We start from the raw sequence: 26,189 nt of genomic DNA on the forward strand, positions 1-26,189 counted from the left end.
TATTCCATACCCCATGACATCTGACAATTCTTCTACTCCCATCAGCGATGGGCAGCGTTTGCTGAATGAAGCCCTGCAATTGCTGGCAAGCGGCGACCGGGCTGGTGCAGCACAGGTCCTAGCCCGTGCCCGCGAAATGGACGACAGCCTGTTGGAGGCGCATTCCCTGATCGAGGCCAATGGTCTGGTGGGTTCGTTTTCCAACATGACGGGACTCGATTGCCGGATTTCTGCGCAGGACGATATCTTCGGCTTCTTCCGTGGTCACCCTTCCAGCGTCAATCCCCTGCGCGACTACTTCGCCGACGGTTGGCGCACGCTGTCGGAACTGATGCTGCTGCTTGAGGCTGTGGACAAGCCTTTGCTGCGCACGGCCAGCGTCCTGGAGTTCGCCAGCGGTCACGGCCGCTTTACGCGGCACCTGGTCAAGGCGCTGGGGGCGGAACGGGTCACCGTCTCGGACATCGTGGTCGATGCTGTGGATTTTTCGCAGCAGACCTTCGGCGTGAAGGGCTTTGCTTCGGCCAGCGTGCCGGAGCAGGTACGCTGGCCGCAGCAGTACGAGCTGGTGTTCGTGCTCTCGCTGTTCAGCCATCTGCCGCGCTCGACCTGGACGCGCTGGCTGCAGGTGCTGCGCGATGCGGTGGCTCCTGGCGGGTTGCTGGTTTTCAGCACGCACGGCATGAAGGCCGCAAATTTCGACAGCGTGAAGCTGGATGACGAGGGATTTTTCTTTGCCCCGTCCAGCGAGTCGAATGCCATCGATGCCAATGAGTATGGAACGGCGTTCACTTCCGAGCAATTCGTCCTGGACCGCATTGCCGAAACCTGGGGCACCGATGCGCTGCGCCATCGATCACTTGTGCATTTCTGGAACCACCAGGATGCCTATGTGCTTCAGCGGCTGTGAGCGTGTTGACAGGGTTGTAGAGAGAACAGAGAGGACGATTGCATGAGTTGGATGCTGCGTTTGCAGGAACGGCTGTTGGGCCTGGCGCCATGGGACGCCGGTAAGATCACCGATGAGTGGTTTCGTGCGCATTTCAACTATGCAGCGGATCTGGCCCATGACTGGCTCGGACGGTCGTTGGACCTGTCCAAGGCCAGGTTGCTGAATTTCGGATGTGGCGATGGCATCACCGATCTGGCTTTGGTACTGCGCCATGGCGCAACCTCCATCCATGGCATCGATATCCGTCAGGAGTACGCCAAGCTGCCCCGCATTGCACGCGAGCAGTTGGGCATGTCGCGCATTCCCGCTGCGCTGAGCTTCGAGACCATCGTGCCGAATTCGCCATTGGCCGGCCGGCATGCGAACTATGACGGATTGCTCAGCTGGTCCACCTTCGAGCATGTGCAGCGCGACAAGGTGCTGCCGATCCTGTCCGACCTGCATGCCTGCCTGCGCTCGGGAGGCGTGTTCTTCCTGCAAATCGAGCCCTTGTTTCATTCTCCCTGGGGCTCGCACCTGCGCCGCTACGACGATGTGCCCTGGCACCACTTGCTGGCGTCGGAGGAGGAGTTGTGGAGCATCATCGAAAAGCATGAAGGTCCGCTGGACGCCGCCGAGGTGGACTTCGGCTTTGCTGATTTCGGTGTCGATGGCTACAAGCGCTTTGTCTTCAAGGAGTACCAGGCGCTGAACCGGTTGACGGCAGACGAGCTGGTCGATATCGCTCGTCAGGCCGGCTTTGAGGTGTTGCGCGAGGAGCGGCGCCAGGTGGACATGGCCATTCCCGAGGCGCTGGCGGGGCGCTACCCCGAGGAGTGGCTGCGCAACAACGAGATTTTGCTGTTGCTGGGCAAGAGCTGACGAAGCCATGCAGGAGCTGGCCCCCACGATCTCTTCACCCGTGCGGCCTGCATATTCCAATGGCTTTGATGCACTGCGCATAGCCGCTGCATCTGCAGTCATTTACAGCCATCATTTCCATATCACGGGCACCAGACCGCCATCGTGGCTGCATGCGGACATGGTGGGCGGCGTGGCAGTGATGACTTTCTTCACGATCAGCGGCTTTCTTGTCACGCTGAGTTGGCTGTGTGACCCTCGGGCGGCGGCCTTCATGGCCAAGCGTCTGTTGCGGTTGTGGCCGGGCATGCTGGTGGCTGTTGTGGCTGGCGTGCTGCTGTTCGGCCCGGTATTTACTTCATTGCCACTGAAGGAGTTCTGGCTTCATCCGCAGACCCTGGATCACTGGCGCAATCTGCTGCTGATCAAGGACTACGCCTTCATGCCGGGCGTGTTTTCTTCCAATCCGCTGCCAGGGTTGATGAATGGCCCTTTGTGGACCATCCCCATCGAGCTGATGTGCTACGTGGTGCTTGCTGCACTGGGCATATTGGGAGTGCTGCGGTCCAGGCTTCTTGCCAGCCTGGCTGCAGCTGGATATCTGGTCTTTTTCCTGACACAGCGCAATGCCGATTTGGCTGGAACCATGTTTCATTGGTTCGAGTATCCGGCCTATTTCGCCTATGGCTCGCTGATCGCGCTATTGCAGCCTGCCTTTGCTGCCCATGGTCGAAACTTGCTGTTGATCCTGGCGCCTGTGGCTGGGGTGCTTTTCTTTGGCTTGAAGCTGGAGCACTCTGCCGGCCTGCTGCTGCTGCCGCCGCTGCTCATCTATTTGGGTTCCATGCGTTCTAGGGTGTTTTCCGGGTTGCATCGACTCGGAGATCCTTCTTATGGTGTCTACGTGCTGGGCTGTCCCATCCAGCAGGCAGTTCAGGCGCTGTGGCCTCAGCTGCCATTCCACTCCAGTCTGGCGCTTGCATGGCTGCTTGCGCTGGCTGCTGGCTATGCCTCCTGGCACTTGGTCGAGTCGCCGATGCTGCGGCTCAAACACTTGGTGTACCGCACCTAGAAGGGAGTGCCATGCGCAGCGTTGAAGAGAGGGGGAACCGCTTTGACATGCTGCGCTTGACGGCGGCGCTTGCAGTGTTTGTTGCGCACGGAGAGTTTCTTTACCGCCTGCGTCTTGCCGAACCCTTTGCCGGCCACAGCCTGGGGTCGCTTGCGGTCTATGTATTCTTCTTCATGAGCGGGTATCTGGTATGCCAGAGCTGGATGCGCGAGCCGGTCTGGCATGCCTTCTGGCTGAGGCGGCTGATGCGGATTTTTCCGGGCCTGATCATGGCCGTGGTTTTCTCGGTTTTCGTCATTGGCTGGGCGATGACCTCGCTTGATTCGCTGCAGTACTGGCAGTCACCGCAAACCTGGAGTCATCTGATCAACAACATGACAGGGCAGGCCACGGTTCAGATACTGCCGGGCGTATTCGAATCCAATCCCTTTGCCTATACGGTCAACGGGTCCCTGTGGACGTTGCGGTATGAGCTGGCGATGTACCTTGTGCTGGCCACCTTGGCATGGCTTGCAAGAGGCAAGCGCTGGATCCATCCCCTCATGGCTGGCGTACTGGCGATCTTGTGGCAGATGGCCAGAGTCAAGGGGTGGGACCAGGGCCTGGATGCCATCCACACCCCGCTGGTCGATATGTTCCGCTGGCGGGACTTCTGTGGATTTGGTGTTCCCTTCTTTCTGGGAAGCACGATGGCTGCCTATGGCATACGCCATCGCACATGGATGGCTGCAGTCGCGCTGGTGCTGGCTGTATGCGCATTGCTCACCGCCAGCACCTGGATGCGCCAGGTGGCAGTATGGGGATTGGTGGCCTGCGCAAGTTTTTATCTTGCCCATGCAGGCCATGTGGCCGCAAGCCACCGTTGGCGCACCGATCTTTCTTATGGCGTCTACATCTACGCCTTCCCCGTCCAGCAGGCCATGACGGCCATTTGCCTGCGTGAGGGCTGGTCATTGGGCATCTGCATGCTGCTGTCGCTTGCCTTGACATTGGGCCTGGCCTTGATGTCATGGTATGGCGTGGAACGGCCCTGCATCCGGATGGCGCAGCGATGGCTGGCGTTGCCTGGGCGGCGCCTAGGCCTGCAGCCAATTCTTGACCCGGCGTTGCCAGTGCGCGGGAATGCGCCTGGCCACGCCGCGCAGGATGGGTAGCGAGCGTAGATGGGCCAGCAGGATCAAGGCCCCAGATCTTGCCGCATGGTCCTGGCGTTGCAGGCGATGTGTGGCCAGAAAGGCCGCATCCAGCGGCTGAAGCAGGGCCTGATCGCGCGGCTGCAGCCCCTGGAGATAACCGTCGCCATAGAAAGTGGTTCCCGGCTGGGCGGCCGCACTCCCTGTCGCGGTGGGTTGCTGCGGTGGCTGCCCTTCAATGAAGTGGCGTTCGCGTATTTGCGCGAAGAAGTCCAGCCATTGGGCGGCGCTGGCGTCCCAGGGCATGACCCAGGACCAGTCGCGGCCCGCCAGCCTTTCGGGAAAGGCCCCTATGTCGGGCGCGACGATCGGCAGCCCGGCGGCCAGGCAGGCGCTCAGGGTGTAGCTGTAAGTCTCCGGCCATTGGGCAGGGAACCAGGCCAGGTCGGGCTGCAACCACTGCAGCAGAGCAGGCAGTTCTTCTTCCTTGTAGCCGCCGTGCACGGTCAGGCGTGCGCGTGGCTGGGTCTGCAGGCTGCGGTAGCCATAGCCGAGCAGATGGAATTCCACAGGAGCTCCCCGCTTGGCGGCTTCGATCGCCACGGCTTCCAGTACGTCGGCGCCCTTGATGGCGCTCATGGCTCCCAGTACGACGATCTTGAGCGGGGCCGTGGCGGCCAGCGGGTGTGCCACCGGGGCCGGCAACTGTGCCGGCAGGTCGGTGTGGGCAACCGCCTGGACGCGGGCACCGGGCACGAAACCGGAGATCCGGCTGGCCGTGTCCTGGCTGGGGGCCAGCACATGGCGCGCGTTGTTCAGCAGCAGCGCATTGCGGTGGCGCCACTGGGCCACGGTGCCGGCATAGGGGGCTGTGTCCGTGGGTTCGCAGCAGCCGCACTCGCCCGCGCGGGGCGGCACGACGTAGCGGTTGTCGATGCCGGTCAGCGAGATGTTCTTGCAGTAGGTATAGAAATCATGGGCCGTGAAGTCATGGGCCGCACCCAGACGGGCGGGAAGGTCCAGGATGGCTTCGCTATGGCCCAGGAGATGCTGGTAGTGCACATGCACCACGCCCAGCTGGCGCAGGGCCTGTACCAGCTCCTCCATCTGGTCGTTGATGCGGAAGGCGAGCTCGAATGCTTCCTTCTCCTCGGCACGGCGCAGGACCACGACGCCACCGGCGGCCGGGGACAGCATGAGGAACAACGCCTTGCCTTGCAGGAACTGCGCCAGTTCGCGCACATGGCGCACCGTGCCGCCCGCCCGGTCGTGGAGCACGGCCAGCACCACAGGCTGGTGTGCGGCCTCTGCCTGCAGGCGTGCCACGTCCAGCGCAAGGCGTGCGGTGCGCGCAGGGTCGGCCTGGACGAAGGCCATGACATCGGCTTCGTAGCGCGGATGCAGGCGGCGCAGGGTTTCCATGGCGGCACGTTCGCGCGGGCTCTTGCTTTCTCCGAAGCTCACGCCGCCAGTGTGCAGCACGAAGGTGTCCAGCAAATGCAGGTTGCGCCAGCCAGCGGCTGCGGCACGCTGGCAGAAGTCGTTTTCTTCGCCATAGCCCTTGCCGAAGTGCTCGGTATCGAACAGGCCGACGGCGTTCAGGCTGTCGCGGCGGATGTACATGCAAAAGCCCACGCCGGTGGGCACGTCCACCACCTGGCCGGGGTTGGTGCGCGCGCACAGTGCGTCGATGGCGGCGGTGTCCATGCCGGGCGGCAGATCGTTGCCCTCGCAAAAGCGCGGGTAGCTGCAGATGGTGGCGTTGTTGGAGAACGGAGTGACGGAGGCGATGCGTGCATCGCCGTAGGCAGCCTGGCGGATGCGGTCCAGCCAGTCATTGGCGACCACGGTGTCGCTGTTGAGCAGCAGCACGTCATGGGCGGTGTTCAGCGCCATGCCCCGGTTGACGGTACCGACGAAGCCGAGGTTCTCCTCGTTCTCCAGCAGGGTGATGCGGGGCTCCTGTGCCGCCTTCTCGCGCAGCCAGGCCGTGACTTCGGGCTCCGGGCTGGCATCGTTGATGACCACCAGTTGCCAGTGCGTGCGGCAGGGGCTGGCCAGCACGGATTCGATGCAGTTGCGTGTGTCGTCCAGCCCCCGGTACACGGGCACGATCACATCGACGGGCTGCTGGGGCATCGGCTGCGGTACGGGGGTATGGAGGACAGGGGCAGGCACGGGCGTGCGGCCCAGCAGGCGGTCAATGCGCATCTTGGCGTGGACGAGGGGGCGCGTGGCCCGGAAGACGGTGGAGTTCTCTATGTCGCGCAGGTGTTGTTCCAGCCGTGCGAAGTCCCGCTGTACGCGGGTGGCTTCCTGTTGCCAGATGGCGCGCTCCTTGCTCTGTGACTGGTGGCTGTCTTCCAGGAGGGCATTGCGGTGCTGCAGCCTATGGATCGCAGCGCTGTGCTCTTCCAGTTGCTGGACATCCTGCGCATGCTGCTGCTCAAGCAGCATGCGCTGTGTGTTCCACTGATCCTGCAGATCATTGGCCCGGCTGCGCTCCTGCGCGATCTGTCGTTCAAGCGGCTGCACGGCGCCAGCCAGCGCCAGATAGTCGGCCGACATGGGCCATCCCATCTCGATCTCCAGCGAGGCGCCACGCAGCGCAGCTAGGGTTTCTGCAGGAATGGGCAGTTCGAACCAAGGGTCATCGCCGGTCAGCAGCAGCATCAGCGAGAAGGCGCCTGCCGGATGAAGTCCATTCCACACGAGCTGATGATGCGGGCGTTGCCCCAGCAAGGCGGCGTCCGAATCCTCGGGCAGCCATTGCCAGACGACGGCGCCTTGCGCATCGAACAAGGCCAGCCGGTGCAGATGTACGAAGCCCGGCCGGTCGGCCAAGTCCAGGCGCAGATGGCTCAGCGAAGTGTTGTGGTCGGGCAGTGCAAAGCGCAATGTCTGACGTGCCTGGCCAATGATGCCGGTGGTGGAGAGCTTGCTCTCTTCCTCATAGCGGCCAGCGCGCGCCATGTAGAGCTGGGCCGTGAACAGTGCATGCCCTTGGGGGTAGTTCAGTGGCGGCTCGATGGGCAGCGCCTGGGCGGCGGGCGCCGCACTGGCGATGAACTGGTAGGCCAGTGCATCGGGCGTGGCCAGAAGGTGGCGGGCAACGGCAGGGGGCAGGCTGTCGTAGGCGACGCGGAATTCGGATTCGGGAAGAGCGCGCTCGATAGTGTCGATGTCGTCCACCTGCCAGCCTTGCTCGGCCAGAAAGCGCGACAGCGAGCGCCGCGTGAAAAAGCGCAGGTGGGTGCGGTCCAGCAGGCCTTCTTCGCGGTAGCGGAATTCGCCGTGCAGCAGTTCTGCCACCAGGCCGCTGTAGCCTGCATTGGGCACGGAGATCAGCAGACGGCCTTCGGGTGTCAGCCGCTTGCGGCAGGCGGCCAGAATGCGCTCGGGCTGGCGCAGGTGCTCGAGCACGTCGGCGCAGACGATGTAGTCATAGCGCGCGTCGCCGAAGAGCTGGTCCAGGTCGCAGTCCTCCAGGTCGGCCACATGGACATGGCGGTAGAAGGGCGCGGCATGGCGGGCCTCTTCCTGGCTCAGGGTGACGCCGTCGCAGACGCATTGCTTGTGCTCGGCGAGGAAGGCGCCCAGCGCGCCGCTGCCGCAGCCCAGATCCAGTATGTGCGCCTGGGCGCGGACATGGCCGGCCAGCACGGACAGCGACGTGCGCTCGTTCAGATCGACGGTGCGCAGGTAGACGTGGGGATCGGGAATGGGTGTGGTCATAGGAAATGAGGTGCCAGGCGCGGTCCGGGCAGGGATCGATCGCCCGTCATATTCATCTGCGCCAGTCGACCGTGGCCGGTCCGCAGAGAGCAGCAGGGCACGCCCACGCCAGGCGCAAAAAATCCCGGAAGTCCGGGCGGCAGATTGTCGCGCATCATAATCCCGGCCACCGCAGTGATTGCTTGGCATGGCGGGTTAATGACATTTTGTGCGGCTGTTGCATTTCCTTGCATCACGGCATACCCGCTGACGCCTTCCGGGCGCCTTCCGCTGAATACTCGGAGCCGCCGTTTTTTCGGCGCAGGTATGCGGGTTGGAATTTGAAGATCTGAAGGGCGGCATTGATGGGTTCATCGTTGGTCGTGTCGGTGGTGAGCCACGGACATGGCGCTCATATACAGAGGCTGCTTGAATGCCTGGGTTCGGCGCGCCTTGCGCCGATGTCCCGCGTGGTGCTGACGCTCAATATTCCCGAACCGGAGCCCCGGGCTCCAGCGACCGGCTGGCCTTTTGTCCTGGAGATACGGCGCAATGCGCAACCCCTGGGTTTTGGCTGCAACCACAACCGGGCGCTGGCGAATGCCCGGGAGGCGTTTGTCTGCGTGATCAATCCTGACGTGTACTGGGGAGCGCAGGAAGAGCCGCTGCAAGAGCTTCTGGCGCTGGCGGCCCGGCCGGGGTTGGCGCTGGCCTATCCCCCGCAGATCGGCGAAGACGGCACGCTGCAGGATTCCGAGCGGGAGCTGCCATCTTTCTGGAATTTGCTGCGACGCAAGCTGCACGGGCGTGTGGAGCAGCGTGTGGAATGGGTCAATGCGGCTTGCCTGGTGCTGGGCCGGGATAGCTGGATGCGCCTGCGTGGGTTTGACGAAGGTTTCTATATGTATTGTGAGGATGTGGATCTGTGCCTTCGCCTGCGGGTGCTGGGCGGAGAGCTTCGGCGCGGTGAGTTGCCTGTCGTCCATGCGGGCCAGAGGGCGAGCCGGCGCAGCCTGCGCCATGGCGCATGGCACGTGGCCAGCCTGCTGCGGCTGTGGAGCCGTCCGGCCTACCGCAAGGCCCGAGCCTTGCCGCAGGCAGCGCCCTCGCTGCGCAGCCTGCATGGGGAGCCATCGTGATCTGGATGGCGGTATTGGCCTTCATGGTGTCTTGCACCGGCTGTGCACTGCTGGTGCGCTGGGCCGGGCGGTCCTCGACGTCCTCTTACGGATACGACAAGCCGCAGCGCTTTCACATCGGCGAGGTGCCCCGGCTTGGGGGCGTGCCGATGTACCTCGGACTGGCTGTCTCCTGGGGGGTGGGCACCTGGCTGAGCATGCGCGGAGATCCCTCCTCGCTGCGCATGCAGTTGTGGGTTGTCGTGTGCTTGGCCGCCATGCTGCCGGCCGTGGTCGGGGGGATCATCGAGGATGTATCGCAGCGCCTGAGCGTGCGTTACCGGCTGGTGCTCACCCTGCTGAGCGCCGTGCTGGCGGTTTTGCTGTGCGGCCTCACTGTGCCCCGGCTCGGCTGGCCCTGGCTGGAGCAGGCACTGGGTCCGGCCATGCCCTGGCTGGGCATGGGCCTGGCCGTCCTGGCCCTGACGGGCCTGCCCCATGCCTTCAACATCATCGACGGCTACAACGGGCTGGCCGGCATGGTGGCCACCATCATCTGCCTGGCGCTGGCCCACGTGGCACTGCAGGTGGGGGACCGGACCCTGGCCGCCATGCTGGTGACGCTGGCCGCCGCCACCTGCGGCTTCCTGGTCTGGAACTACCCGCGCGGCATGATGTTTGCAGGCGACGGCGGGGCCTATGTCTGGGGGCTGGCGATTGCCCTGGCCAGCATTGCCTTGGTGCAGCGCAATTCCGCAGTCTCGCCATGGTTTCCCATGCTGCTGCTGATCTATCCGGTCTGGGAGACGGTGTTCTCCATCTACCGCAAGCTGATGCGCGGCATGTCGCCGGGCATGGCGGATGCCCTGCATTTCCACCAGTTGATCTACCGGCGCATCGTGCGCGGTGTGTTCGACGACGATCTGGCACGGCGCATGCTGCGCCGCAATAACCGGACTTCACCCTACCTGTGGGCCTTCACGCTGCTGACCGTGGTGCCGGCATTGCTGTTTTGGAGCAACACGCCCGTTCTGGTGGGTTTTTGCCTTCTGTTCGTGGTCAGCTATGTGATCGCCTATCTGGCCATCGTGCGCTTCAAGCTGCCGGGCTGGATGCAGAACAATGGATGATGGCCGGGCGCCAGTGGGCGTTCCGTCATCCGGGCATGCAACACTGCCGCGCAGTTGCGGCACAATGCCCGCCTTGTTGTTGACTACTTCCACGCCCCAGGGCTAGCACCATGAACGATATCCTCTCGATTGCCCCCCGCGACAAGGCCGAAATCCTCGCCCAGGCCCTGCCCTATATCCGCAAGTTCCATGGCAAGACCATGGTCATCAAGTATGGCGGCAACGCCATGACCGATCCGGCCCTGCAGGCCGACTTCGCGGAAGACGTGGTGCTGCTGAAGTTGGTGGGCATGAATCCGGTGGTGGTGCATGGCGGCGGGCCGCAAATCGAGACGGCTCTCAACCGCCTGGGCAAGAAGGGCGAGTTCATCCAGGGCATGCGCGTGACCGACGCGGAAACCATGGAAGTCGTGGAATGGGTGCTGGCCGGCGAGGTGCAGCAGGACATCGTGGGCCTGATCCACCAGGCCGGTGGCAAGGCCGTGGGCCTGACAGGGCGCGATGGTGGCCTGATCCGCGCACGCAAGCTCAAGATGGTCGACAACAAGGATCCGAACATCGAGTACGACGTGGGCCAGGTGGGCGACATCGTCTCCATCGACCCCAGCGTGGTACGCGCGCTGCAGGATGACGCCTTCATCCCCGTGATCAGCCCCATCGGCTTTGGCGAGGAAAACGAGAGCTACAACATCAACGCCGACGTGGTCGCCAGCAAGCTGGCCACCGTGCTGCAGGCCGAAAAGCTGGTGCTGCTGACCAACACTCCCGGCGTGCTGGACAAGGCCGGCAGCCTGCTGACCGACCTCACGGCACGCGAGATCGACGCCCTGTTCGCCGACGGCACCATCTCGGGCGGCATGCTGCCCAAGATCAGCGGCGCCCTGGATGCCGCCAAGGCGGGAGTCAACGCCGTGCACATCATCGACGGCCGCGTGCCGCATGCCATGCTGCTGGAAATCCTGACCGACCAGGCCTACGGCACCATGATCCGCAGCCATTGAGGCCCGATGGCGCGGACTTTGCGGTTCGCGTTACCATCGCGCATGGCCCGGGCGTGGTCTGACGGCCTGGGCCGGTTTGCTGCAAGCCGCCTTTGGGCGGCTTTTGTTTTTTAGGTTTGATATGCGTTTGCTTCTTGTGGAAGACGATGTGATGGTGGCCAGCGGCATCAAGCTGGGGCTGTCCGATGCGGGCTATGCCGTGGACTGGGTCGGCAGTGCCGAGCGCGCCCTGGAGGTGCTGGCCCAGGAAGCCTTCGACCTGGCCGTGATCGACATCGGCCTGCCCGGTATCGATGGGCTGGAGCTCACGCGCCGCCTGCGCAGCAGCGCGGTGGAGAGCTCGGCCATGCCCGTGCTGATCCTGACGGCGCGCGATGCGCTGCAGGACCGCGTGCAGGGCCTGGATCAGGGCGCCGACGACTACATGGTCAAGCCCTTCGAGCTTCCTGAGCTGCTCGCCCGGCTGCGTGCGCTGCTGCGCCGCTCGCAGGCAGCCACATCGGCCGTCCTGAGCTTTGGCCCCATCGAGCTGGACACGGCAGGCCGCCGCGCCGGCGCACGCCAGCCTGCGCAAGACGATGAGAGCGAGGGAAAACTGCTGCCCATCGACCTGGGTCCGCGCGAATGGACCGTGCTGGAATACCTGCTGATCCACGCGCCCAAGCCCGCCAGCAAGGACAAGCTGCTGCAGGCGCTCACGGGCTGGGACCGCGAGATCACGCCCAATGCGGTCGAGGTCTATGTCTCTCGCCTGCGCAGCAAGCTGGAGCCGCATGGCGTGGCGCTTCGTTCCATCCGAGGCTTCGGCTATCGGCTGGAACTCTCGCATACCGCAGCCTGATGCGGACATGGCGCATGGCCCCAGGCGCTGACCGCCCATGACAGCCAATCTGCGCCTTCGCCTGCTGGTGCTGCTGGTGGTGCCGCTGACGCTGCTGGCACTGATGGGCGGCTGGTTCGGCTATCGCTCGGCAGACGAGGCCTCCACCCAGCATGACCAGCGCCTTCTGCGCCTGCTGCCTGCGCTGGCCGATTCGGTGCTGGCGCCGTCGATCGCCGAGGGAACGCCGCCCCTGGTGGCGCTGACGCCCGCCATCGAGGACGTCTTGCGCCAGCGCGGCGACGACGTCGGATATGCCATAGGTGACCTGCAGGGCCATGTCGTTGCCGGCGATACCTGGATCCGCTTCGACGTGCCTTCCACGCCGCTGGCCGAGTTCCACAGCCAGGAGCATGACGGCCTGACCTACCGCGTGGCCGTCATGCGCGCCGAGACCTATGGTGCCGGTGAAATGGTGCTAGTGCTGGCCGACGGTGGCGATGTGCGCCAGCAATGGGTGCGCCAGTTGCTGCTGCATGTGCTGCTGCCCAGCGTGCTGCTGATTGCGGGTGCCGGCATCGCCATCTACTGGTCGGTCAGCCGGGCTTTCCGGCCGCTTCTGACCCTGACCCAGGCGGTGGAACGGCGCTCGCCGCGCGACCTCAGTCCCATCTCGGAGCACAGCTCGCCGGCCGAAGTCCGTCCGCTGGTGCGCTCGCTCAACCGATTGTTTGCACTGGTCAACGCCCAGGCCGAAGGCCAGCGGCGCTTTGTGGCCGATGCGGCCCATCAACTGCGCACGCCGCTGGCGGCCTTGCAGGCCCAGGTCGAGGCCTGGGCACTGAGCGCGCAGGCTGCCCAGGCCGAGGCGAGGCGCAAGGGCACCGAGGCCCAGGTGGTGCTCAGCGTGACGCAGATCGAGCAGTTGCGCGACGCCACGCGGCGCACCTCGCAGCTGGCCCGCCAGTTGCTGGCGCTGTCACGTGCCGACGCCCGCAATGCCGAAGTCCAGCCGCTGCAGAAGGTGGACCTCAAGGACCTGTGCGAAAGCATGCTGGAAATGTTTTTCGACCAGGCCAGCGCCAAGGGGCTGGACTTCGGCCTTGACGTGGCGGCCGCCAGTGTCTGGGGCCACAGCTGGCTGCTGCGCGAACTGGTTTCCAACCTCGTGGACAACGCCATCAAGTACACGCCGCCCGGCGGCAGCGTCACGCTGCGCTGCGGCATGTACCATGGCGCGGCACAGTCTGCGGATGAGCCGCAAGGCTGGGCCTTCCTGGAGATCGAGGACGACGGCCCCGGCGTGCCCGAGGCCGAGCGCTCGCAGATCACGCAGCGCTTTTACCGCGCGCAGGGCGCGGCCGGTGACGGCACCGGGCTGGGATTGGCCATTGCCGAAGAAATCGCCCTGCTGCACCAGGGCACTCTGGCCTTTGGCGCCGCAGCGCAAGGCAAGGGCCTGCTGGTACGCTTGGAGCTTCCATTGCAAATGCCGGCCATGCTCTCGGAAACAATAGCAGCGCAAGCAACAGGCAAGCGATCCTGACGGTTGCGCTCATGGGGACAGCTTTGTGCGGAGTTGCCGCCGAGGGCTGTGAGAGAATTACTTACAAATAGTTGATCTGCTTATGTCCGAGTCTGAAGTCCTGTCGCCTTTATCCGCTCCTGGCGCTGATGTCGTTTCCGACGAAGCCGCCTCCGCTTCCGCCCCTACGCCTGCGCGCAAACGCCCCAAACCCGGGGAGCGGCGCGAGCAGATCCTGCAGGCGCTTGCGGCCATGCTGGAGAAGCCGGGCGCAGAACGCATCACCACGGCAGCGCTGGCAGCCCATCTGGGCGTCAGCGAGGCAGCCCTGTACCGCCACTTCGCCAGCAAGGCCCAGATGTTCGAAGGACTGATCGAGTTCATCGAGCAATCCGTCTTCACGCTCGTGCAGCAGATCGTCGGGCGGGACGTGCCGGAGGAAGAGCGGCCCGCAGTGGATGGAATGCGCCAGGCCAGCCGCGTGATCTCCCTGGTGTTGCAGTTCGGCGAGCGCAACCCCGGCATGGTGCGCGTCATGGTGGGCGATGCTATCGTCTTCGAGCACGAGCGCCTGCAGGCCCGTATGAACCAGTTCTTCGACCGCATCGAATCCACGCTGCGCCAGTGCCTGCGCCCCGCCGCCGGTGCGCTGGGCTCTTCCGCCCCGACGGTCGATGCACAGGTGGCCGCCAGCGTGCTGACATCGTTCGCGCTGGGCCGCCTGCAGCGCTACGCGCGCTCGGGTTTCCGCCGCCTGCCGACCGAGCATCTGGAAGCCAGCCTGGCCTTGATGGTCTGAACATGGCCCAGCGGACCCCAGGGTCCGCTTTGCAGCAAAGCCACCCGCTTGCGCCGGTGGCTTTTTTTGCGACCAGGGCCTTGCTTCGTCGCGGTGGCTGTGCTCAGCCCACGAGATTGCGCCGTCGCCTGGCCGGTGCTGTCACGCCCAGCGCCGCAACGATGCGCCCCACCTGGCCTTCCGTAATCCCATGCTCGGCAGCCAGTTGCCGGGCCGTTTTGTCCGTGGCGTAGTCTGCAGCGATGCGCTGGTTGCGCAGTGCCTGCAGTGCACGCGCTGCCCTGGGCAGCTGGAAGTGGGGCAGGCCGCCATACTCACGGGCGAGCTGGAGCAAGGCTGGCACGCCGATGGTGGCCGCATAGGGATGCTCGGCTGTGACCTTGTCCGGTGTGGGAATGTAGATGCGCAGTCCACCCCAGCGTTGCACCAGGGCCATCGTGGACTGCAGCCCGATCAGGCGCTCGAAGTCCTGCAGCAGGGGCGGAAGCAGATCGCTGCAAGTGCCATGATGCGGGTCCGAGGCAGCTGCCACGGGCGTGTGCATGCCGATGGTGGGGGGCAGGGCAGCAGGCCGAAAGCCCTGGAAGACAGGTGCCGGATGGTGTTCGGAATGCATTTTGGCTGTACGCTCTTGGTTCAAAAGGAAACGGTTCAATTTGAACCATATTCTTGGTCCATAACGAACCAATGTCAAGATTCGCCATGCCTGCAAAACCTGTGACTGATGCGCTTACATCCAACGTTGATGAGGTACTGGCGCGCATGGCTGAAGCCTTGGGACCCGACTGGATGGCGGGCATGGAGGTTCAGCCTGAAACGGTGCGGACCTGGCGCAAGCGCGGGGAAGTGCCAGCACGGCAACTGCTGCGGGCCTCGCAGCGAGCGGGCCGGCCGCTGGAGTATTTCAACGGCACGGGTGCAGCGAAGCCTGGGGCCCGGCATGGTGGGGCGGCCGAGGACGAGTTCACGCAGATCGAGATGCTCGATGCGCACGTCAGCGCAGGGCATGGGGCCGTCAACGGCCCCGACGAGGTGATAGGTCGCTTCGCCTTCCGTTCGTCCTGGCTGCAGTCCAAAGGACTGGGCAGGCACAACGCCAAGATCGTGCGTGCCCGTGGAAGATCCATGGCGGACCGCATCAACGATGGCGACATCCTGCTGGTCAACACCTCGGTCGATACGCTGACCCAGGATGGTGTCTATGTGATCGAGCTGGAGGGTGAGAACTACGTCAAGCTGCTGGAGCGCGACTTCAGCACGGGCGGTGTGCGTATCGTCAGCTACAACCCCGCCTATCCGCCCCAGGTTCTGGAAGGCGAAGCGGCCAACCGGCTGCGCATCTGCGGCCGGGTCCTCTGGCACGGCGGAGAACTCTAGCCCCCGGGCCGCGCCGCCCAGCATCGCTCCAAAGACTTTGCCGCAGGCCTGAGGCCAGCTTGCGCGCTTCCGTCTTCTCCCAGCCTTTCTCGTCCTCCTCTTTCGTGCGTCCGTGCCTGCCCGAGCGGCAGGACGTTTGCGCTTGCCTGGCCGTTGGGGTGTGTCGGGCCAAGGCACATGTGCCTGGCATCCAGATCCGCTGCGCCTGAGAAGGCGCGCTCCTGTGGACGCTGAAATCGGGCCTGCATATGCAGGCCTTATTCATTTTTGCCTGCCTCGGCACAGTCACTCCATCGCAACGACGCATCTTTTTCTGCGTCCCCCACGGAGTGACCCATGTACGCCATCGCACAACTGTTCCTGCTCTTTGCCGCTCATCTGCGGCCCATCGTGGCCGAGGCTGCGGCGAGCGTGGCGGCGGCCTTTCCGGTGCTGCGCTCATGAATGCACTGGCCCAGCATCGCAACGCCATCGTGTCCGTCCTGGCCTCGGTGCCGCAGATCGGCGTTGTGCAGGACCGCGAACGCCATGCCGCCAGCGATGCAGAGCTGGCCGCCCTGTTCACGTACACGCCGCCTGCAGCAGGCACGGCCCATGTCCGCGGTTGGTGGCTGCGCAGAAGCAGCACGGCCGAGCACGGCAGCAGCACGGCCCGCACGGTGAGCGTGCACCAGTGGACGCTGCATGGCTACCTGGCCATCGCCGACACCCAGGCCGGCGAACTGCTGCTGGACGACCTGGTCGAGCAGTTCCGCGCCCTGGTGCGAGCCGATCCGACCCTGGGCGGCGCGTGCCAGCCCGGTCCCCTGGCAGGCAGCGACGACAGCACCGATGGCGTGCAGGTCGTGCGAGCCGAGCCTGTGGATTTCGCGGGAGTGCGTTGCCACTCCGTTGTCCTGCAACTCAGAACCTGGAGCTACCTGTGACCTGCACACCACCAAACCGGGCCTAGACCGGACACCTCGCACCTTTCCCGCAACCACTGTGGCCCGCGGCGCTGGAGAACGGCGCCCAAGGCCGCGAAACCTCTCCTCATCTCTTCAAAGGATTTTCCAAATGGCAGCAAAGATCATGCGCAAGATGGCCCTCCTGGCCCTGGTTGAAACCGTTGTCGGCACGGCCGTCGTACCGCTGGCGGCCAATGCCATGCTGGTCAGCGACGTGACCCTCACCCCCATCGAGGGCGACGTGGTCGAGCGCAACAACATCCGTCCCTTCTTCGGCTCCAGCGGCAGCACCCTGGTCACCGAATACCAGAAGGTGGCGTTCTCCGTGGAATTCGCGGGTGTGGCCGCGGCAGGCGAGCGTCCCGGCGTGACCGACCTGTTGCGTGCGTGTGCCGCCAGCGCCAGCACCGAGACTGGCGTGAAGACGGTCTTCGCTCCCGTGACCGACGGCATCCAGAGCGTGACCATCTACGGCAACGTGGACGGCACCCTCTACAAGATGCATGGCGCACGCGGCGAGGTGGAGTTCAGCACCGATGCCAAGGCCATTCCCAAGTGGAAGTTCGAGTTCACGGGCTCCTTTGTCCCCGCAGTGGATGAGGCCCTGCCGGCTGTGGACTACAGCGACTTCGTCGCTCCCCTGGGCGTCAACAAGACCAACACCCAACTGACCCTCGACGGCCTGGCGGTGGCCTGCAGCGCCTTCAGCTTCAAGTGCGGCAACCAGGTGGTCAAGCGCGATCTGATGAACGTGGACACCGTGGAAATCACGGACCGCAAGTCCACGGGCAGCGTCACCTTCGAGAACACCAGCGTGGCCACCAAGGACTGGATCGGCCTGGCGCGTGCCAGCGCCATCGTGCCCGTCACGCTCAAGCACGGCCCGGGCGCCACCAACACCGTCAGTTTCAAGAGCGCGCGCGCCCAGATCGGCAAGCCGACCTACAGCGACAGCGATGGCGTGCAGATGATCACCATCCCCCTGTCGTTCATTCCCTCCGACGCGGGCAACGACGAGTGGTCCATCGAGATCTGACGCCTCACCTCCCTGCCTGACAACTACACATCCAAGGATCACCATGGCCGTCAAGATTTCCGGGCTCAAGCCCACCATCTCCGTTCCCGCAACGCTGTACCTGCCCGTCGATGAGGGCAGGTTCGGAGCCCATCACTTTGCCGTCGTGTTCAAGCGCCTGGGCAAGGCGCGGCGTGACGAGATCAATGAACTCATCGTCGTCGGCAAGCCCGCCACGCAGCCCGATGGCTCGCAGGAGGTACGGCGCATGACCATCCCTGAACTGCTCGACGAAGTGGTTGTGGGCTGGGAGGGGATGCTGGGCGACGAAGGAACACCTGTGCCCTACAGCCGCGACGAGCGCCTGGCGGCCGAGGAGTCCTACCCGGGACTGGAGCAGGCCATGGCCGTGGCCTGGTTCGACGGACTCAACGTGCACCAGCGGGATGCCGCCACAAAAAACTCCGTGGCGCTGTCCGGCATCACCTCGGCCTCGACGGCGCAGACCGCTATCTCGTAGACGACGAGCTGCGCGCCCAGTGCGCGCAGATGGGGATCGACCCCGACCGGATGGTGCCCGGCGATCTGCAACGCCAGCACCCCGAGGACTACGAACTGTGGCCGGAGCATGCGATGGCCTGGAGCGTGTACCTCGGCTGCTCCACCCAGTGGCGCAGGACGGCCACGCCCTGGGGCCATTGGCACTGGGACGGGCTGGACTACGCCGGGGCCGAGATCGTGATGCGCCGCTACGCGGTGCCCGCCGCGCAGCGCGGCGAGGTCTTCGCGCAGTTGCAGGTACTGGAGGCGCAGGCGCTGCGCCAGCTCAACCGGGGCTGAGGCATAGGGGCCTCGGCTCCGGCCTTTCAAGACAAACACAAGCGGTCAAGCATACCGAACAGAGATCAGCATGAGTACAGCGGTCAAAAGCATAGGCATCGCCGAGACGCCCAGCCTGAGCGAGCTGCGTGCGCAGAATGCCCAGTTCTCCCAGGAGCTCGACAAACTCCACGGCAAGCTGCAGCAGGCGTATGCCGGCATGTCGCAGTTCGCAGGTGCCTCAACGGACACGGCACTTGTGTCGGCGCGTGCCAGCGTCGATATCGAGAGCCTGTCTACTTCCATGGGCAAGATTGCCGGCCGCGCCAATGCCCTGCTGGAGGTGGCGGGTTCGGCGGCCAAGGTGGGAGAGGCCCTCTACACGGCCAGTGCCCAGACAGAGAATCTGCGTACGCGGCTGGACCTTGCCACCGGCGGCAAGGGCGCGCAGGAACTGGCCTATGTCACGGCCCTGGCCGATCGGCTGGGCCTGCAGCTCAATGCCACCGGCCAGGCCTACGCCGACTTCGCCACCAAGGCGCGTGGTACGGCGCTGGAAGGTGCGCAGGTGCAGACCATCTTCACGGGGATTGCCTCGGCCAACGCGGCCATGGGCCTTTCCGTGGAGCAGGGCAATGCCTCGTTGGCAGCCGTACTCGACCTGATGGGCAAGGGGACGATAGGCGCGTCGGACTTCAGCGACAAACTGGGACATATCCCGGATGCGGCGCTGGTCGGCGCTCAGGCACTGGGTGTGACACAGGAGCGGTTCTCCCAGATGCTGCAGACCGGCGAGGTCGTGACGCAGGACTTTCTACCCCGTTTCTCGCAGGCGCTGCAAAGCTCCCTGGGAGAGGGGACGGACAAGGCGGCGGACAGGCTGGATGCCGGCACCCAACGCATGGCCAACGCCTGGGACAAGCTCAAGTCCGCCGTGGGAGATTCCGGCATTAGCCAGATGATCTCCTTTGGCATGAACACAGCGGCCAACGACATGAACGCCTTTTCGGAGTCCATGTCGCGCGCGCGTGACAACGGGTCGGGCTTCCTGGGCCAGATCAGCAGCGGGCTGGGAAACATCGCCGGGCGCGCGGTGGGCTTGCAATATGTCAGCACGGCCTTCCAGTCGAATGCGGAAAAGGCAGCCTATCTGGCCAAGGAGCTTCCGCGCGCCAGGGCTGAATTGGAGATGCTGCAGGCCAAGGGGGCAGCGACATCGCGCAATGTGTGGGTGCGCACGGCCCATGACGATGCCCAGCGCCTGGTCGAAAAATTGCAGCAGGTGCAGCGCGAATTGATGGCGGCACAGGGTCAGCGCAATGCAGGCGGCGGCCGCGGGTTCATCAACCCGCCGCTGGTGGGACAGCCACAGCCGCAGGAGCAAAGCAAGAAAACCGACGCGCCTGCGCAGAAGAAAGAGCCGCCTGCGGTACCCCGCACCGTCAGCTACGCGCCACCGGCCGTGCCAGCCAGAACGCAGCAGGACAATGAGGAGCTCAAGCGCGATCAGGAACTGCAGAAAAGGCAGCAGGAGGTGGCGCAGCTCGTCAAGGAACACCAGACCAAGGCCGAACTGGCAGAAAAGAACCTGGACCTCGCCCGGCAGGAGACCCTCGCGATCGGTCTGACTGGCGATGCGTTGGGACAGCTGCGGCAGGAGCAGGTCGAAAAGACCATCGCGGAACTGCAAGACAACGCAGCCAAGCAAGAGAGCGTCCGATGCTCGAAGGACGTCGCCGAGGCCGTGGGCAAAGAGGCCGATGCCACGCGCGAACTCGCCAGGGTCAAAGGCTATAACGACTCGGCACGCATGGTGGCCGAGTACGCGCAAAGCGTGAAGGAGGCCAACGAGGCGACCCAGTTCGAGCAGTCCCTGGCCGCTATGTCGCAGCGCGATCGGGAGATTGCCCTGGCGCAGTACAGGATCGAGATAGATCTCCAGAAAAAGCTGCAGGACATCGCGGCCAAGAATCCCTCGGATGCCGCTGCCGCCCAGAAGCTCAAGGAAGATGCCACGGCCGCTGCGAACCAGGCCAAGGCCAATGTCGCCGAGCGCACCCGCATGCAGGAAACCCAGAAGTCCGTTGACCAGATGGACGAGATGTTCCGCAAGGGCTTCACGGACATGCTGGCCAACGGTACGGAAGGCTGGCGCACGTTCACCAAGAACCTGAGCGCGACGTTCAAGGCCACGGTCGCCGACGAGATGTACAAGGCGTTCGCACGGCCATTCCTTGTTCCTGTGATTGCTCAGTTGCAAGGATTCATCGGCAACCTCTTCGGTAAAACAGGGGCTCCGGGAACTTCTGGACCTAGTGGCTCGACAGATGCGGGCTTGGGGGGGGGACTGACGGACTGGTCAACCTGGGGTAGCTCAGCTCAAGAGTTCCTCAGTGACTCCGCATTCAAACTCGTCGTGAACGGCTGGGACAAGGCCGGTGGAGCGATGCTTGACCTGAGCCGGACCGTGGGTAGGTTTGACTCTTGGTTGAAAGACATCCCTGGATTTAAAGGTGGGCTGGGGTCTGCCGCAGGCTATTTGGGAAGTCTCTATAGCCTGTCTCAGGGGCAATATGGCGCAGCTGTCGGCCAAGCCGTGGGGACGTGGATTCTTCCCGGAATCGGAACGATGGTCGGCAGCTTTCTGGGTGGAGCTCTGGACAAGGCCTTCGGCTCCCGCGGCCCCAACCACGGCGGCGCCGCCTACAGCACCGCTGGCGTCGGCAACGACAAGGCCGCCGAACAGCTGTTCGGCCGTGCGGCCGGAGACTGGTATGACGATCTGACGCAGCGCCACAGCGATGCCGTCGAAAAGCAGCTCAAGACCAGCCTGGACGGCCTGGCCTCGGTCTATGGGTCCCTCAGCAAATACGCGACGGGTAGCGCGCGCGGCATCGACCTGGTCGGCGGCTTTGCCGTCAACGGCCGGTACAGCGACGAGGACGCCTACGGCTACGCCAAGATCATCGACAAGACGACCGGCATGATCCTGGCCGGCTTCGAAAACCGCTCGCTGGGCAACAACCCGGAAGAGGCCTACAAGGCCTTCCTGGGCCAGACCGGTTCCCTGCTGGTGTCCGAACTCAAGAAGGCGGACCTGCCCAGCTGGATGCGCACCACGCTGGACTCGCTGGGCGAAGCACCCAATGTCGAGGCGTTGCAGGCCGCCTTCCAGACCATCGACCTGATCGGCCGCTCCTTCGAGGAACTGGGCAAGAAGATCACGGGCTTTGCCGACCTGACCGACCTGGCCTTCGAGTCCCTGATCAAGGCTTCGGGCGGCATCGAGGCGCTGAATGCCAACGCGGGCAGCTTCTACCAGAACTTCTACAGCGAGGATGAGCGTAAGACCATCGCCAAGCGCGAGGTGGGCAGCAAGCTCAAGGACCTGGGCGTGGACATCGACCTGGATGCCGACGACGCCCAGGCCCGGTTCCGCAAGCTGGTGGAGGACAAGCTCAAGGCAGCCAACTCCGAGGAGGCAAATGCCAAGGTATTGAAGGACGCCATCTCCAAGGTCCAGGGCACGCAAGGCCTCAAGGACATGGCCAAGACTGGCGCTTTCAAGGACTGGGCCAGCACCACCCTGGGAGAAGGTTCGGGCGATATCGGAAAACTCGCGGCCGATCTCGAGAACCTGGCGAACACCAGCACGTCGCTGGCCGACTTCACTGCCGGTATGGACAAGCTGATCGGCAATATCGGCGGCACCGGCAAGTCTTCGGCCGAGACCGCTGCCGAGCTGCTCAAGCTCAACGACACGTTCAAGGCCGTTACCAAGACATCCGAGGATGCTGCGGCGGCTTCGGCCAAACAGGCCGAGGAAGCCAAGCGCAAGCAGGAGGAGCAGGCGCAAGAGGCGAAGAAGAAGAACGAGGCCGATACGGATGCGGCGTGGAGCCTGCTGCAGCGTTCCGTCGATGCGGAGCGCACCCTGGCTCAGGCGCGTCTGGATGCCGCCCGCGAGCAGGTCGAGCTTGCACGTGGCGTGGTGGACCTGGCGCGCGGTGCCGCACGTGATCTCTGGGGTGAGGTCGATACGGTTGCCGCAATGGATGCATCGTTGGCCGGACGGTTCATCCAGGATGCAGTCTCGGCTGTCCGCAATACCGGCTACCTGCCAGAGCAAAAAGCACTTGACGAAGCCATCACTGCGGCGCGCGATGGCCTTTCGCGCACGGCCTACGCCAGTCGTATCGATGAGGAGCGGGCAAGGCGAGCGCTGGCCGCAGATCTGGAACAACTCGGTGAGAAGGGGCAGGAGCAGTTGTCAGTGGCCGAACAGCAATTGGCGGCCGAAGAGACTTCCTTGGCGCGGTTGGATGAACTGATCCTTTCCTCCAAGCAGCAACTGGACGCTGCTCGTGGCATAGACATCAGCGTGCGCAGCGTCGATGAAGCGGTGCGTGATTTCCAGGCAAAGCTGCTGGCGGAGAAGAGCGGCGGAAAGTCCGGCCCTGGGGGAGGCGATGTGGCCGTACTGGGGCCTGGGGGGGCGCCTTCGCCTGGAGCGGGCCAGGATGCGCGTTACCGCCGTGCACGCACGGATGGTTCGGGTGGCACCTGGTATGAGCCAGTCACTGACAAGGATCGTGTAGCGCATCTGGACAAGTACAACGATGGCTATCACGCCTTCGACGGAACCGGGGACGCCAGCGGACTGAACCAATGGATCAAGGACAACAAGCTGACCGCCGCAGATCTGGCGGAGCTTTCCGGTCTTTATGAATCCGATTGGCGCAGGTGGTTCGAAGGCGCTGGCATTCCGGCCTTCGCGAAAGGTGGCCTGCACGGTGGTGGCTTGCGCATGGTGGGTGAAAGTGGTTGGGAGATCGAAGCCACCGGACCCGCGCGCCTTTGGAACCAGAGCCAACTGGGACAGGCGCTGATCGGTGGTGCGGATGCTGCTGGCACTCCCTTGCTTTTGGCCATCGAGCGCCTGATTCGCGCTATCGAACAGCAGGATCCTGCCTTGCAGGACATCAAACAGCATGTGCGCGATACGGCCGAGGTGCTGTTGCGTGTAACGCGTGGCGGCGTGGCCATGCAATCGGCTGGCGGCAGCGCCGTATTGGAGCTCTGATGCCAACGATCGATCAACTCGAGCAGGCGGCATCGTTGATGCCGGGCGACCTGACACTGCTGCGCCGGACGGGCCGCACGTATGCCATCGCTGCGGCGGCCATCGCCGGCCCGCAGGGACCGAAGGGTGATCCGGGCGCTGCGGGAGCAACAGGTCCGCGTGGGGCGACAGGTCCTCAAGGCGAGGCCGGCGTGCAAGGCCTGCAGGGGCAGCAAGGACTTCAGGGACCTGCCGGGCCCAAGGGGGATGTGGGTGCTCAGGGACTGCAGGGGCCGCAGGGAGCAACAGGACCCCAAGGTCTACCGGGCACGGCAGGTGCCAAGGGAGATGCCGGCGTTCCCGGACCCCAGGGCCCGGTGGCCATTCCAACCCTGGCGTGGGGTCGCGAATTGGCAAGAGCCGGCTATCTGCGCGAGGCCAATGGTGGCGTGCTTCAGCTCGGGGGGCGCTATGCCATCTGGACGGGTGGCGGCGCGATCACCATGCATCTGCCCAAGAAGAGCGAAGTTGCGCTCGGCGATTTCGTCGAGTTCACGAATCTTCACCTCACCTGGCCTGCGTCCGCGCAGTTCACTGTTGCCCGGCAGGAGTCGGGCACCTACATCCATGGCCACGACAGCCATCTCGTCTGCGACGTGGCCGTGGGTGGCTTTCGGCTGGTGTGCGTCTGGAAGGACGGCACCAACATCTGGTGGAACATCGTTTGAGGAAACCATGATAGTTGTCCCCCCCATGCCCATCACGGCGACTGGCCTGATCGACTGCAGTGTTCCGGAGGTGGATGCCTCTGCAGGCGAGAAAGTGTGGTCGCCAACAACCCACTATGAACGTGGCGCGCAGGTTCTGCGGCTGGAGACGCAGATGCGCTATGAGAACAGCATTGCGGGAGTCGATGCGACGCCTCCCGAGCAGGACTCCAGGCGCTGGATGCCCCTGCGTCCCAGCAATCGCTGGGCCATGTTCCGCCATCTCACGAACGATGCCACCGAAGCCCCTGCGACGTTGAGCTTCACCCTGCGCCCAGGCAAGCGCTTCGACACCCTGTTCATGCGGGGGGTACAGGCCGACAAGGTGGTGATGCAGGTCAAGTCCGCGGGCGTCGTCGTCGCCCAACGCGAGCGCAAGCTGAACGCGCGCGCCACGCGCACTTGGTCAGGCTATTTCTTTGGCGAATTTCCGCTGATTCCCACGGTTCTGATATCGGACCTGCCTCCATTCACCGGAGCGGAAATCGTGGTCACGCTGGTGCGTGCAGGTGGCCGCCCGGTACGTGTGGAGCATGCGGCACTAGGCATGAAGAGCTGGATTGGCGATGCGGAATGGGCGCCGCGCAATGACGCGCTGAATTTCTCGGTGGTCGATCGCGACAAGTACGGCGGCATCAAGTTGCAGCCTGTGCGTAGCGTTCCCACGCTCTCGGTCAAGGTCCGCATCCCCAAGGACAACGTCGATACCGCACTGCGCCTGCGCAGGGAACTGGATGCGGCCCCGGCACTGTGGGCTGCACTGGATGACGACACCACCGATGGATATGCCGAAGCCGCGTCGATCTTCGGCCCTTACCGGCGTTTTCCCATCGACCTCAACAACGCGAAAGACTCGTACAGCCAGATTGATTTGGAGTCCATGTAATGCCTATTGTCAAACCACCTCTGATTGCACAACTTCCCGTCGCTCCCTATGTCGGAGATCCCGATTTCGACGCGCATGCCGATGCCCTGCTGGGGCAGCTCGAATCGCATCGCCAGCAAATCAACGCCACGAACGATGCGACCTACACCAACGCCTTGCATGTGGAGGAGCGAGCCGGATCAGCCGAGGGCGCTGCGCGCGGTGCCTCGCAGTCCGAGGCCGCCGCCGCGCAAAGCGCCATAGCTGCTGCGGCAGCCGCTGGTGCCGTGAAATGGACTGCGGGTACAGCCTATGCGGAGGGCGCCGTGGTCTGGAGTCCGGCCAATGGCCTCAACTACCGCCGCAAGCTTGCCGGCAGCGGTGGCAATGACCCCAGCTCCGACGCCGCCAACTGGTGGGTGATGGGGGCGCCCATGTCGGCCCCCATCCAACGCATCAGCTCCGATACGCTGGCGCAGACACGCATGCATTACGTGATCGAAGCGGCACTCACGCTCACTTTGCCGGCAGCGCCGGCACTGAGCGATGTGGTCCAGATCACGGATCTGTCCGATTCGATGGCCGTGGCCATCCATCCCAACGGCGCCCTCATTCGCGGAGCGAGCGGCGTGATGACTCTCGATGTTCTGCGGGCAGCCGGCTCGCTTGTGTATTCCGGCTCAGCGAAAGGATGGGTGTAAGAAATGCCGAATTTTTCTCAGCTTTTTGGGGGTGGGAGTGTGGTCAAAGGTGTTCAGCGAGGGGTTACAGAATCGCAGTCTGGTGCTTATGCAAATTACACAATAAAGGTGCCTATTTCTGCTGTTAATCCAGCAAAGACATTAGTAAATATATTGACTCAGTACAGCAGTGGTGCAGAGGGATGGGAAACAACAATTTCGGCACGGCTTCTAAATGCGACAACCTTGGAGATATACGCTATACGGTCGAGTCCAGGTGGCATGTTTGGTCCCGCTATCTCGTGGGAGGTTATCGAGTTTGGTTAACAAGGTATGCTAATGAATTAAAGCGTGCATATTGGAATAAATGGCATTGGATATCTGATGCGGCAGGCCTTTGAAAACATTGAACTGCCGCATATAATCATTCGTCAGGCATATCATGAGATTGAACGGTATAGCGTTTGGATGTTATCGGGTTCGGGGTCTTTGAGACTGCACCGAAGAACCCGAGATCATCATCACCAGCTTCACAGTAGATCGTGAGGCTTTG

General features: G+C 63.9%; 21 protein-coding genes. 19 read left to right on the plus strand and 2 right to left on the minus strand.

What is annotated here, in order from left to right; all coding sequences use genetic code 11:
* The first annotated feature begins 13 nt into the window (after nucleotides 1-13).
* The 4 genes from DA1_RS04265 to DA1_RS04280 are packed head-to-tail and all read left to right on the plus strand — an operon-like array spanning nucleotide 14 to nucleotide 4,018.
* On the plus strand, nucleotides 14-910 hold the full coding sequence (locus DA1_RS04265; RefSeq protein WP_034390288.1) for a class I SAM-dependent methyltransferase: 897 nt from the start codon (nucleotides 14-16) through the stop codon (nucleotides 908-910).
* 42 nt (nucleotides 911-952) lie between these two features.
* Nucleotides 953-1,813: a class I SAM-dependent methyltransferase gene (locus tag DA1_RS04270; protein ID WP_034390291.1), complete on the plus strand. Its 861-nt coding sequence runs from the start codon at nucleotides 953-955 to the stop codon at nucleotides 1,811-1,813.
* Between the two features lie 7 nt (nucleotides 1,814-1,820).
* A complete protein-coding gene (locus DA1_RS04275) occupies nucleotides 1,821-2,864 on the plus strand; it encodes an acyltransferase family protein (RefSeq protein WP_174549364.1) in 1,044 nt (347 codons plus the stop codon).
* Nucleotides 2,865-2,875: 11 nt separating this feature from the next.
* Nucleotides 2,876-4,018: an acyltransferase family protein gene (locus DA1_RS04280; RefSeq protein ID WP_034390292.1), complete on the plus strand. Its 1,143-nt coding sequence runs from the start codon at nucleotides 2,876-2,878 to the stop codon at nucleotides 4,016-4,018.
* On the opposite strand, the gene DA1_RS04285 is transcribed toward DA1_RS04280, so the two are convergent.
* Nucleotides 3,941-7,732 (minus strand): methyltransferase domain-containing protein, encoded by a 3,792-nt coding sequence (locus DA1_RS04285; protein ID WP_034390293.1) that lies wholly within the window; start codon nucleotides 7,730-7,732, stop codon nucleotides 3,941-3,943. The two genes, DA1_RS04280 and DA1_RS04285, sit on opposite strands and share 78 nt — an antisense overlap.
* A gap of 344 nt (nucleotides 7,733-8,076) precedes the next feature.
* Between DA1_RS04285 and DA1_RS04290 the strand changes: the two genes are divergently transcribed.
* The 6 genes from DA1_RS04290 to slmA all read left to right on the plus strand — a co-directional run bounded on the left by DA1_RS04290 (nucleotide 8,077) and on the right by slmA (nucleotide 14,104).
* The gene (locus DA1_RS04290) at nucleotides 8,077-8,850 is read left to right on the plus strand and encodes a glycosyltransferase family 2 protein (protein WP_034390296.1); all 774 of its coding nucleotides are present in this window, start codon (nucleotides 8,077-8,079) and stop codon (nucleotides 8,848-8,850) included.
* 5 nt (nucleotides 8,851-8,855) lie between these two features.
* Nucleotides 8,856-9,959, plus strand: coding sequence for a glycosyltransferase family 4 protein (locus tag DA1_RS04295; RefSeq protein WP_013804211.1), 1,104 nt, complete (start codon nucleotides 8,856-8,858; stop codon nucleotides 9,957-9,959).
* Nucleotides 9,960-10,069: 110 nt separating this feature from the next.
* Nucleotides 10,070-10,960: an acetylglutamate kinase gene (argB, locus tag DA1_RS04300; protein ID WP_012203251.1), complete on the plus strand. Its 891-nt coding sequence runs from the start codon at nucleotides 10,070-10,072 to the stop codon at nucleotides 10,958-10,960.
* A 121-nt stretch (nucleotides 10,961-11,081) separates the two neighbouring features.
* Nucleotides 11,082-11,801: a response regulator transcription factor gene (locus DA1_RS04305; protein WP_012203252.1), complete on the plus strand. Its 720-nt coding sequence runs from the start codon at nucleotides 11,082-11,084 to the stop codon at nucleotides 11,799-11,801.
* A 37-nt stretch (nucleotides 11,802-11,838) separates the two neighbouring features.
* Entirely contained in the window at nucleotides 11,839-13,326 is a 1,488-nt protein-coding gene (locus tag DA1_RS04310) for a sensor histidine kinase (protein ID WP_034390299.1), read from the plus strand.
* 82 nt (nucleotides 13,327-13,408) lie between these two features.
* Nucleotides 13,409-14,104, plus strand: a complete 696-nt coding sequence (slmA, locus tag DA1_RS04315) for a nucleoid occlusion factor SlmA (protein ID WP_012203254.1) — start codon at nucleotides 13,409-13,411, stop codon at nucleotides 14,102-14,104.
* Nucleotides 14,105-14,207: 103 nt separating this feature from the next.
* On the opposite strand, the gene DA1_RS04320 is transcribed toward slmA, so the two are convergent.
* Nucleotides 14,208-14,720: a Mor transcription activator family protein gene (locus DA1_RS04320; protein ID WP_062794101.1), complete on the minus strand. Its 513-nt coding sequence runs from the start codon at nucleotides 14,718-14,720 to the stop codon at nucleotides 14,208-14,210.
* Between the two features lie 146 nt (nucleotides 14,721-14,866).
* On the opposite strand from DA1_RS04320, the gene DA1_RS04325 reads away from it, so the two are divergent.
* From DA1_RS04325 to DA1_RS04365, 9 genes are all read left to right on the plus strand, one after another.
* Nucleotides 14,867-15,481, plus strand: a complete 615-nt coding sequence (locus DA1_RS04325) for a S24 family peptidase (protein ID WP_013804208.1) — start codon at nucleotides 14,867-14,869, stop codon at nucleotides 15,479-15,481.
* Nucleotides 15,482-15,921: 440 nt separating this feature from the next.
* On the plus strand, nucleotides 15,922-16,407 hold the full coding sequence (locus tag DA1_RS04330) for a hypothetical protein (protein ID WP_034390301.1): 486 nt from the start codon (nucleotides 15,922-15,924) through the stop codon (nucleotides 16,405-16,407).
* A gap of 130 nt (nucleotides 16,408-16,537) precedes the next feature.
* On the plus strand, nucleotides 16,538-17,464 hold the full coding sequence (locus DA1_RS04335; RefSeq protein ID WP_034390302.1) for a phage tail tube protein: 927 nt from the start codon (nucleotides 16,538-16,540) through the stop codon (nucleotides 17,462-17,464).
* Between the two features lie 43 nt (nucleotides 17,465-17,507).
* Nucleotides 17,508-17,963 carry a hypothetical protein gene (locus DA1_RS04340; protein ID WP_034390304.1) on the plus strand — a complete coding sequence of 152 codons (456 nt, stop codon included), beginning with the start codon at nucleotides 17,508-17,510 and terminating at the stop codon, nucleotides 17,961-17,963.
* 29 nt (nucleotides 17,964-17,992) lie between these two features.
* Nucleotides 17,993-18,283: a DUF1799 domain-containing protein gene (locus tag DA1_RS04345; protein WP_034390306.1), complete on the plus strand. Its 291-nt coding sequence runs from the start codon at nucleotides 17,993-17,995 to the stop codon at nucleotides 18,281-18,283.
* A gap of 70 nt (nucleotides 18,284-18,353) precedes the next feature.
* Nucleotides 18,354-23,345 carry a tape measure protein gene (locus tag DA1_RS04350; protein WP_034390307.1) on the plus strand — a complete coding sequence of 1,664 codons (4,992 nt, stop codon included), beginning with the start codon at nucleotides 18,354-18,356 and terminating at the stop codon, nucleotides 23,343-23,345.
* Nucleotides 23,345-24,052, plus strand: a complete 708-nt coding sequence (locus DA1_RS31470) for a collagen-like protein (protein WP_080736793.1) — start codon at nucleotides 23,345-23,347, stop codon at nucleotides 24,050-24,052. Before DA1_RS04350 ends, DA1_RS31470 begins: the two co-directional genes overlap by 1 nt.
* A gap of 25 nt (nucleotides 24,053-24,077) precedes the next feature.
* Complete coding sequence (locus DA1_RS04360; RefSeq protein WP_051940528.1) at nucleotides 24,078-24,977, plus strand: hypothetical protein; 900 nt, start codon at nucleotides 24,078-24,080, stop codon at nucleotides 24,975-24,977.
* Nucleotides 24,977-25,657, plus strand: a complete 681-nt coding sequence (locus DA1_RS04365) for a hypothetical protein (protein ID WP_034390312.1) — start codon at nucleotides 24,977-24,979, stop codon at nucleotides 25,655-25,657. The genes DA1_RS04360 and DA1_RS04365 overlap by 1 nt, the downstream gene beginning before the upstream one ends.
* The last annotated feature ends 532 nt before the right edge of the window (nucleotides 25,658-26,189 follow it).

It is taken from the genome of Delftia acidovorans NBRC 14950 (assembly GCF_001598795.1).
GTDB lineage: Bacteria > Pseudomonadota > Gammaproteobacteria > Burkholderiales > Burkholderiaceae_C > Comamonas > Comamonas acidovorans.

Excerpts from the sequence above, each read along its gene's own strand:
- DA1_RS04290 (WP_034390296.1), top strand. The coding sequence starts at position 8,077 with ATGGGTTCATCGTTGGTCGTGTCGGTGGTGAGCCACGGACATGGCGCT.
- DA1_RS04320 (WP_062794101.1), bottom strand. The coding sequence starts at position 14,720 with ATGCATTCCGAACACCATCCGGCACCTGTCTTCCAGGGCTTTCGGCCT.
- DA1_RS04330 (WP_034390301.1), top strand. The coding sequence starts at position 15,922 with ATGAATGCACTGGCCCAGCATCGCAACGCCATCGTGTCCGTCCTGGCC.
- DA1_RS04340 (WP_034390304.1), top strand. The coding sequence starts at position 17,508 with ATGGCCGTCAAGATTTCCGGGCTCAAGCCCACCATCTCCGTTCCCGCA.
- DA1_RS04345 (WP_034390306.1), top strand. The coding sequence starts at position 17,993 with ATGGGGATCGACCCCGACCGGATGGTGCCCGGCGATCTGCAACGCCAG.
- DA1_RS31470 (WP_080736793.1), top strand. The coding sequence starts at position 23,345 with ATGCCAACGATCGATCAACTCGAGCAGGCGGCATCGTTGATGCCGGGC.
- DA1_RS04350 (WP_034390307.1), top strand. The coding sequence starts at position 18,354 with ATGAGTACAGCGGTCAAAAGCATAGGCATCGCCGAGACGCCCAGCCTG.
- slmA (WP_012203254.1), top strand. The coding sequence starts at position 13,409 with ATGTCCGAGTCTGAAGTCCTGTCGCCTTTATCCGCTCCTGGCGCTGAT.
- DA1_RS04275 (WP_174549364.1), top strand. The coding sequence starts at position 1,821 with ATGCAGGAGCTGGCCCCCACGATCTCTTCACCCGTGCGGCCTGCATAT.
- DA1_RS04325 (WP_013804208.1), top strand. The coding sequence starts at position 14,867 with ATGGCTGAAGCCTTGGGACCCGACTGGATGGCGGGCATGGAGGTTCAG.
- DA1_RS04280 (WP_034390292.1), top strand. The coding sequence starts at position 2,876 with ATGCGCAGCGTTGAAGAGAGGGGGAACCGCTTTGACATGCTGCGCTTG.
- DA1_RS04305 (WP_012203252.1), top strand. The coding sequence starts at position 11,082 with ATGCGTTTGCTTCTTGTGGAAGACGATGTGATGGTGGCCAGCGGCATC.
- DA1_RS04265 (WP_034390288.1), top strand. The coding sequence starts at position 14 with ATGACATCTGACAATTCTTCTACTCCCATCAGCGATGGGCAGCGTTTG.
- DA1_RS04285 (WP_034390293.1), bottom strand. The coding sequence starts at position 7,732 with ATGACCACACCCATTCCCGATCCCCACGTCTACCTGCGCACCGTCGAT.
- DA1_RS04365 (WP_034390312.1), top strand. The coding sequence starts at position 24,977 with ATGCCTATTGTCAAACCACCTCTGATTGCACAACTTCCCGTCGCTCCC.
- DA1_RS04310 (WP_034390299.1), top strand. The coding sequence starts at position 11,839 with ATGACAGCCAATCTGCGCCTTCGCCTGCTGGTGCTGCTGGTGGTGCCG.
- DA1_RS04335 (WP_034390302.1), top strand. The coding sequence starts at position 16,538 with ATGGCAGCAAAGATCATGCGCAAGATGGCCCTCCTGGCCCTGGTTGAA.
- DA1_RS04270 (WP_034390291.1), top strand. The coding sequence starts at position 953 with ATGAGTTGGATGCTGCGTTTGCAGGAACGGCTGTTGGGCCTGGCGCCA.
- DA1_RS04360 (WP_051940528.1), top strand. The coding sequence starts at position 24,078 with ATGCCCATCACGGCGACTGGCCTGATCGACTGCAGTGTTCCGGAGGTG.
- argB (WP_012203251.1), top strand. The coding sequence starts at position 10,070 with ATGAACGATATCCTCTCGATTGCCCCCCGCGACAAGGCCGAAATCCTC.
- DA1_RS04295 (WP_013804211.1), top strand. The coding sequence starts at position 8,856 with ATGGCGGTATTGGCCTTCATGGTGTCTTGCACCGGCTGTGCACTGCTG.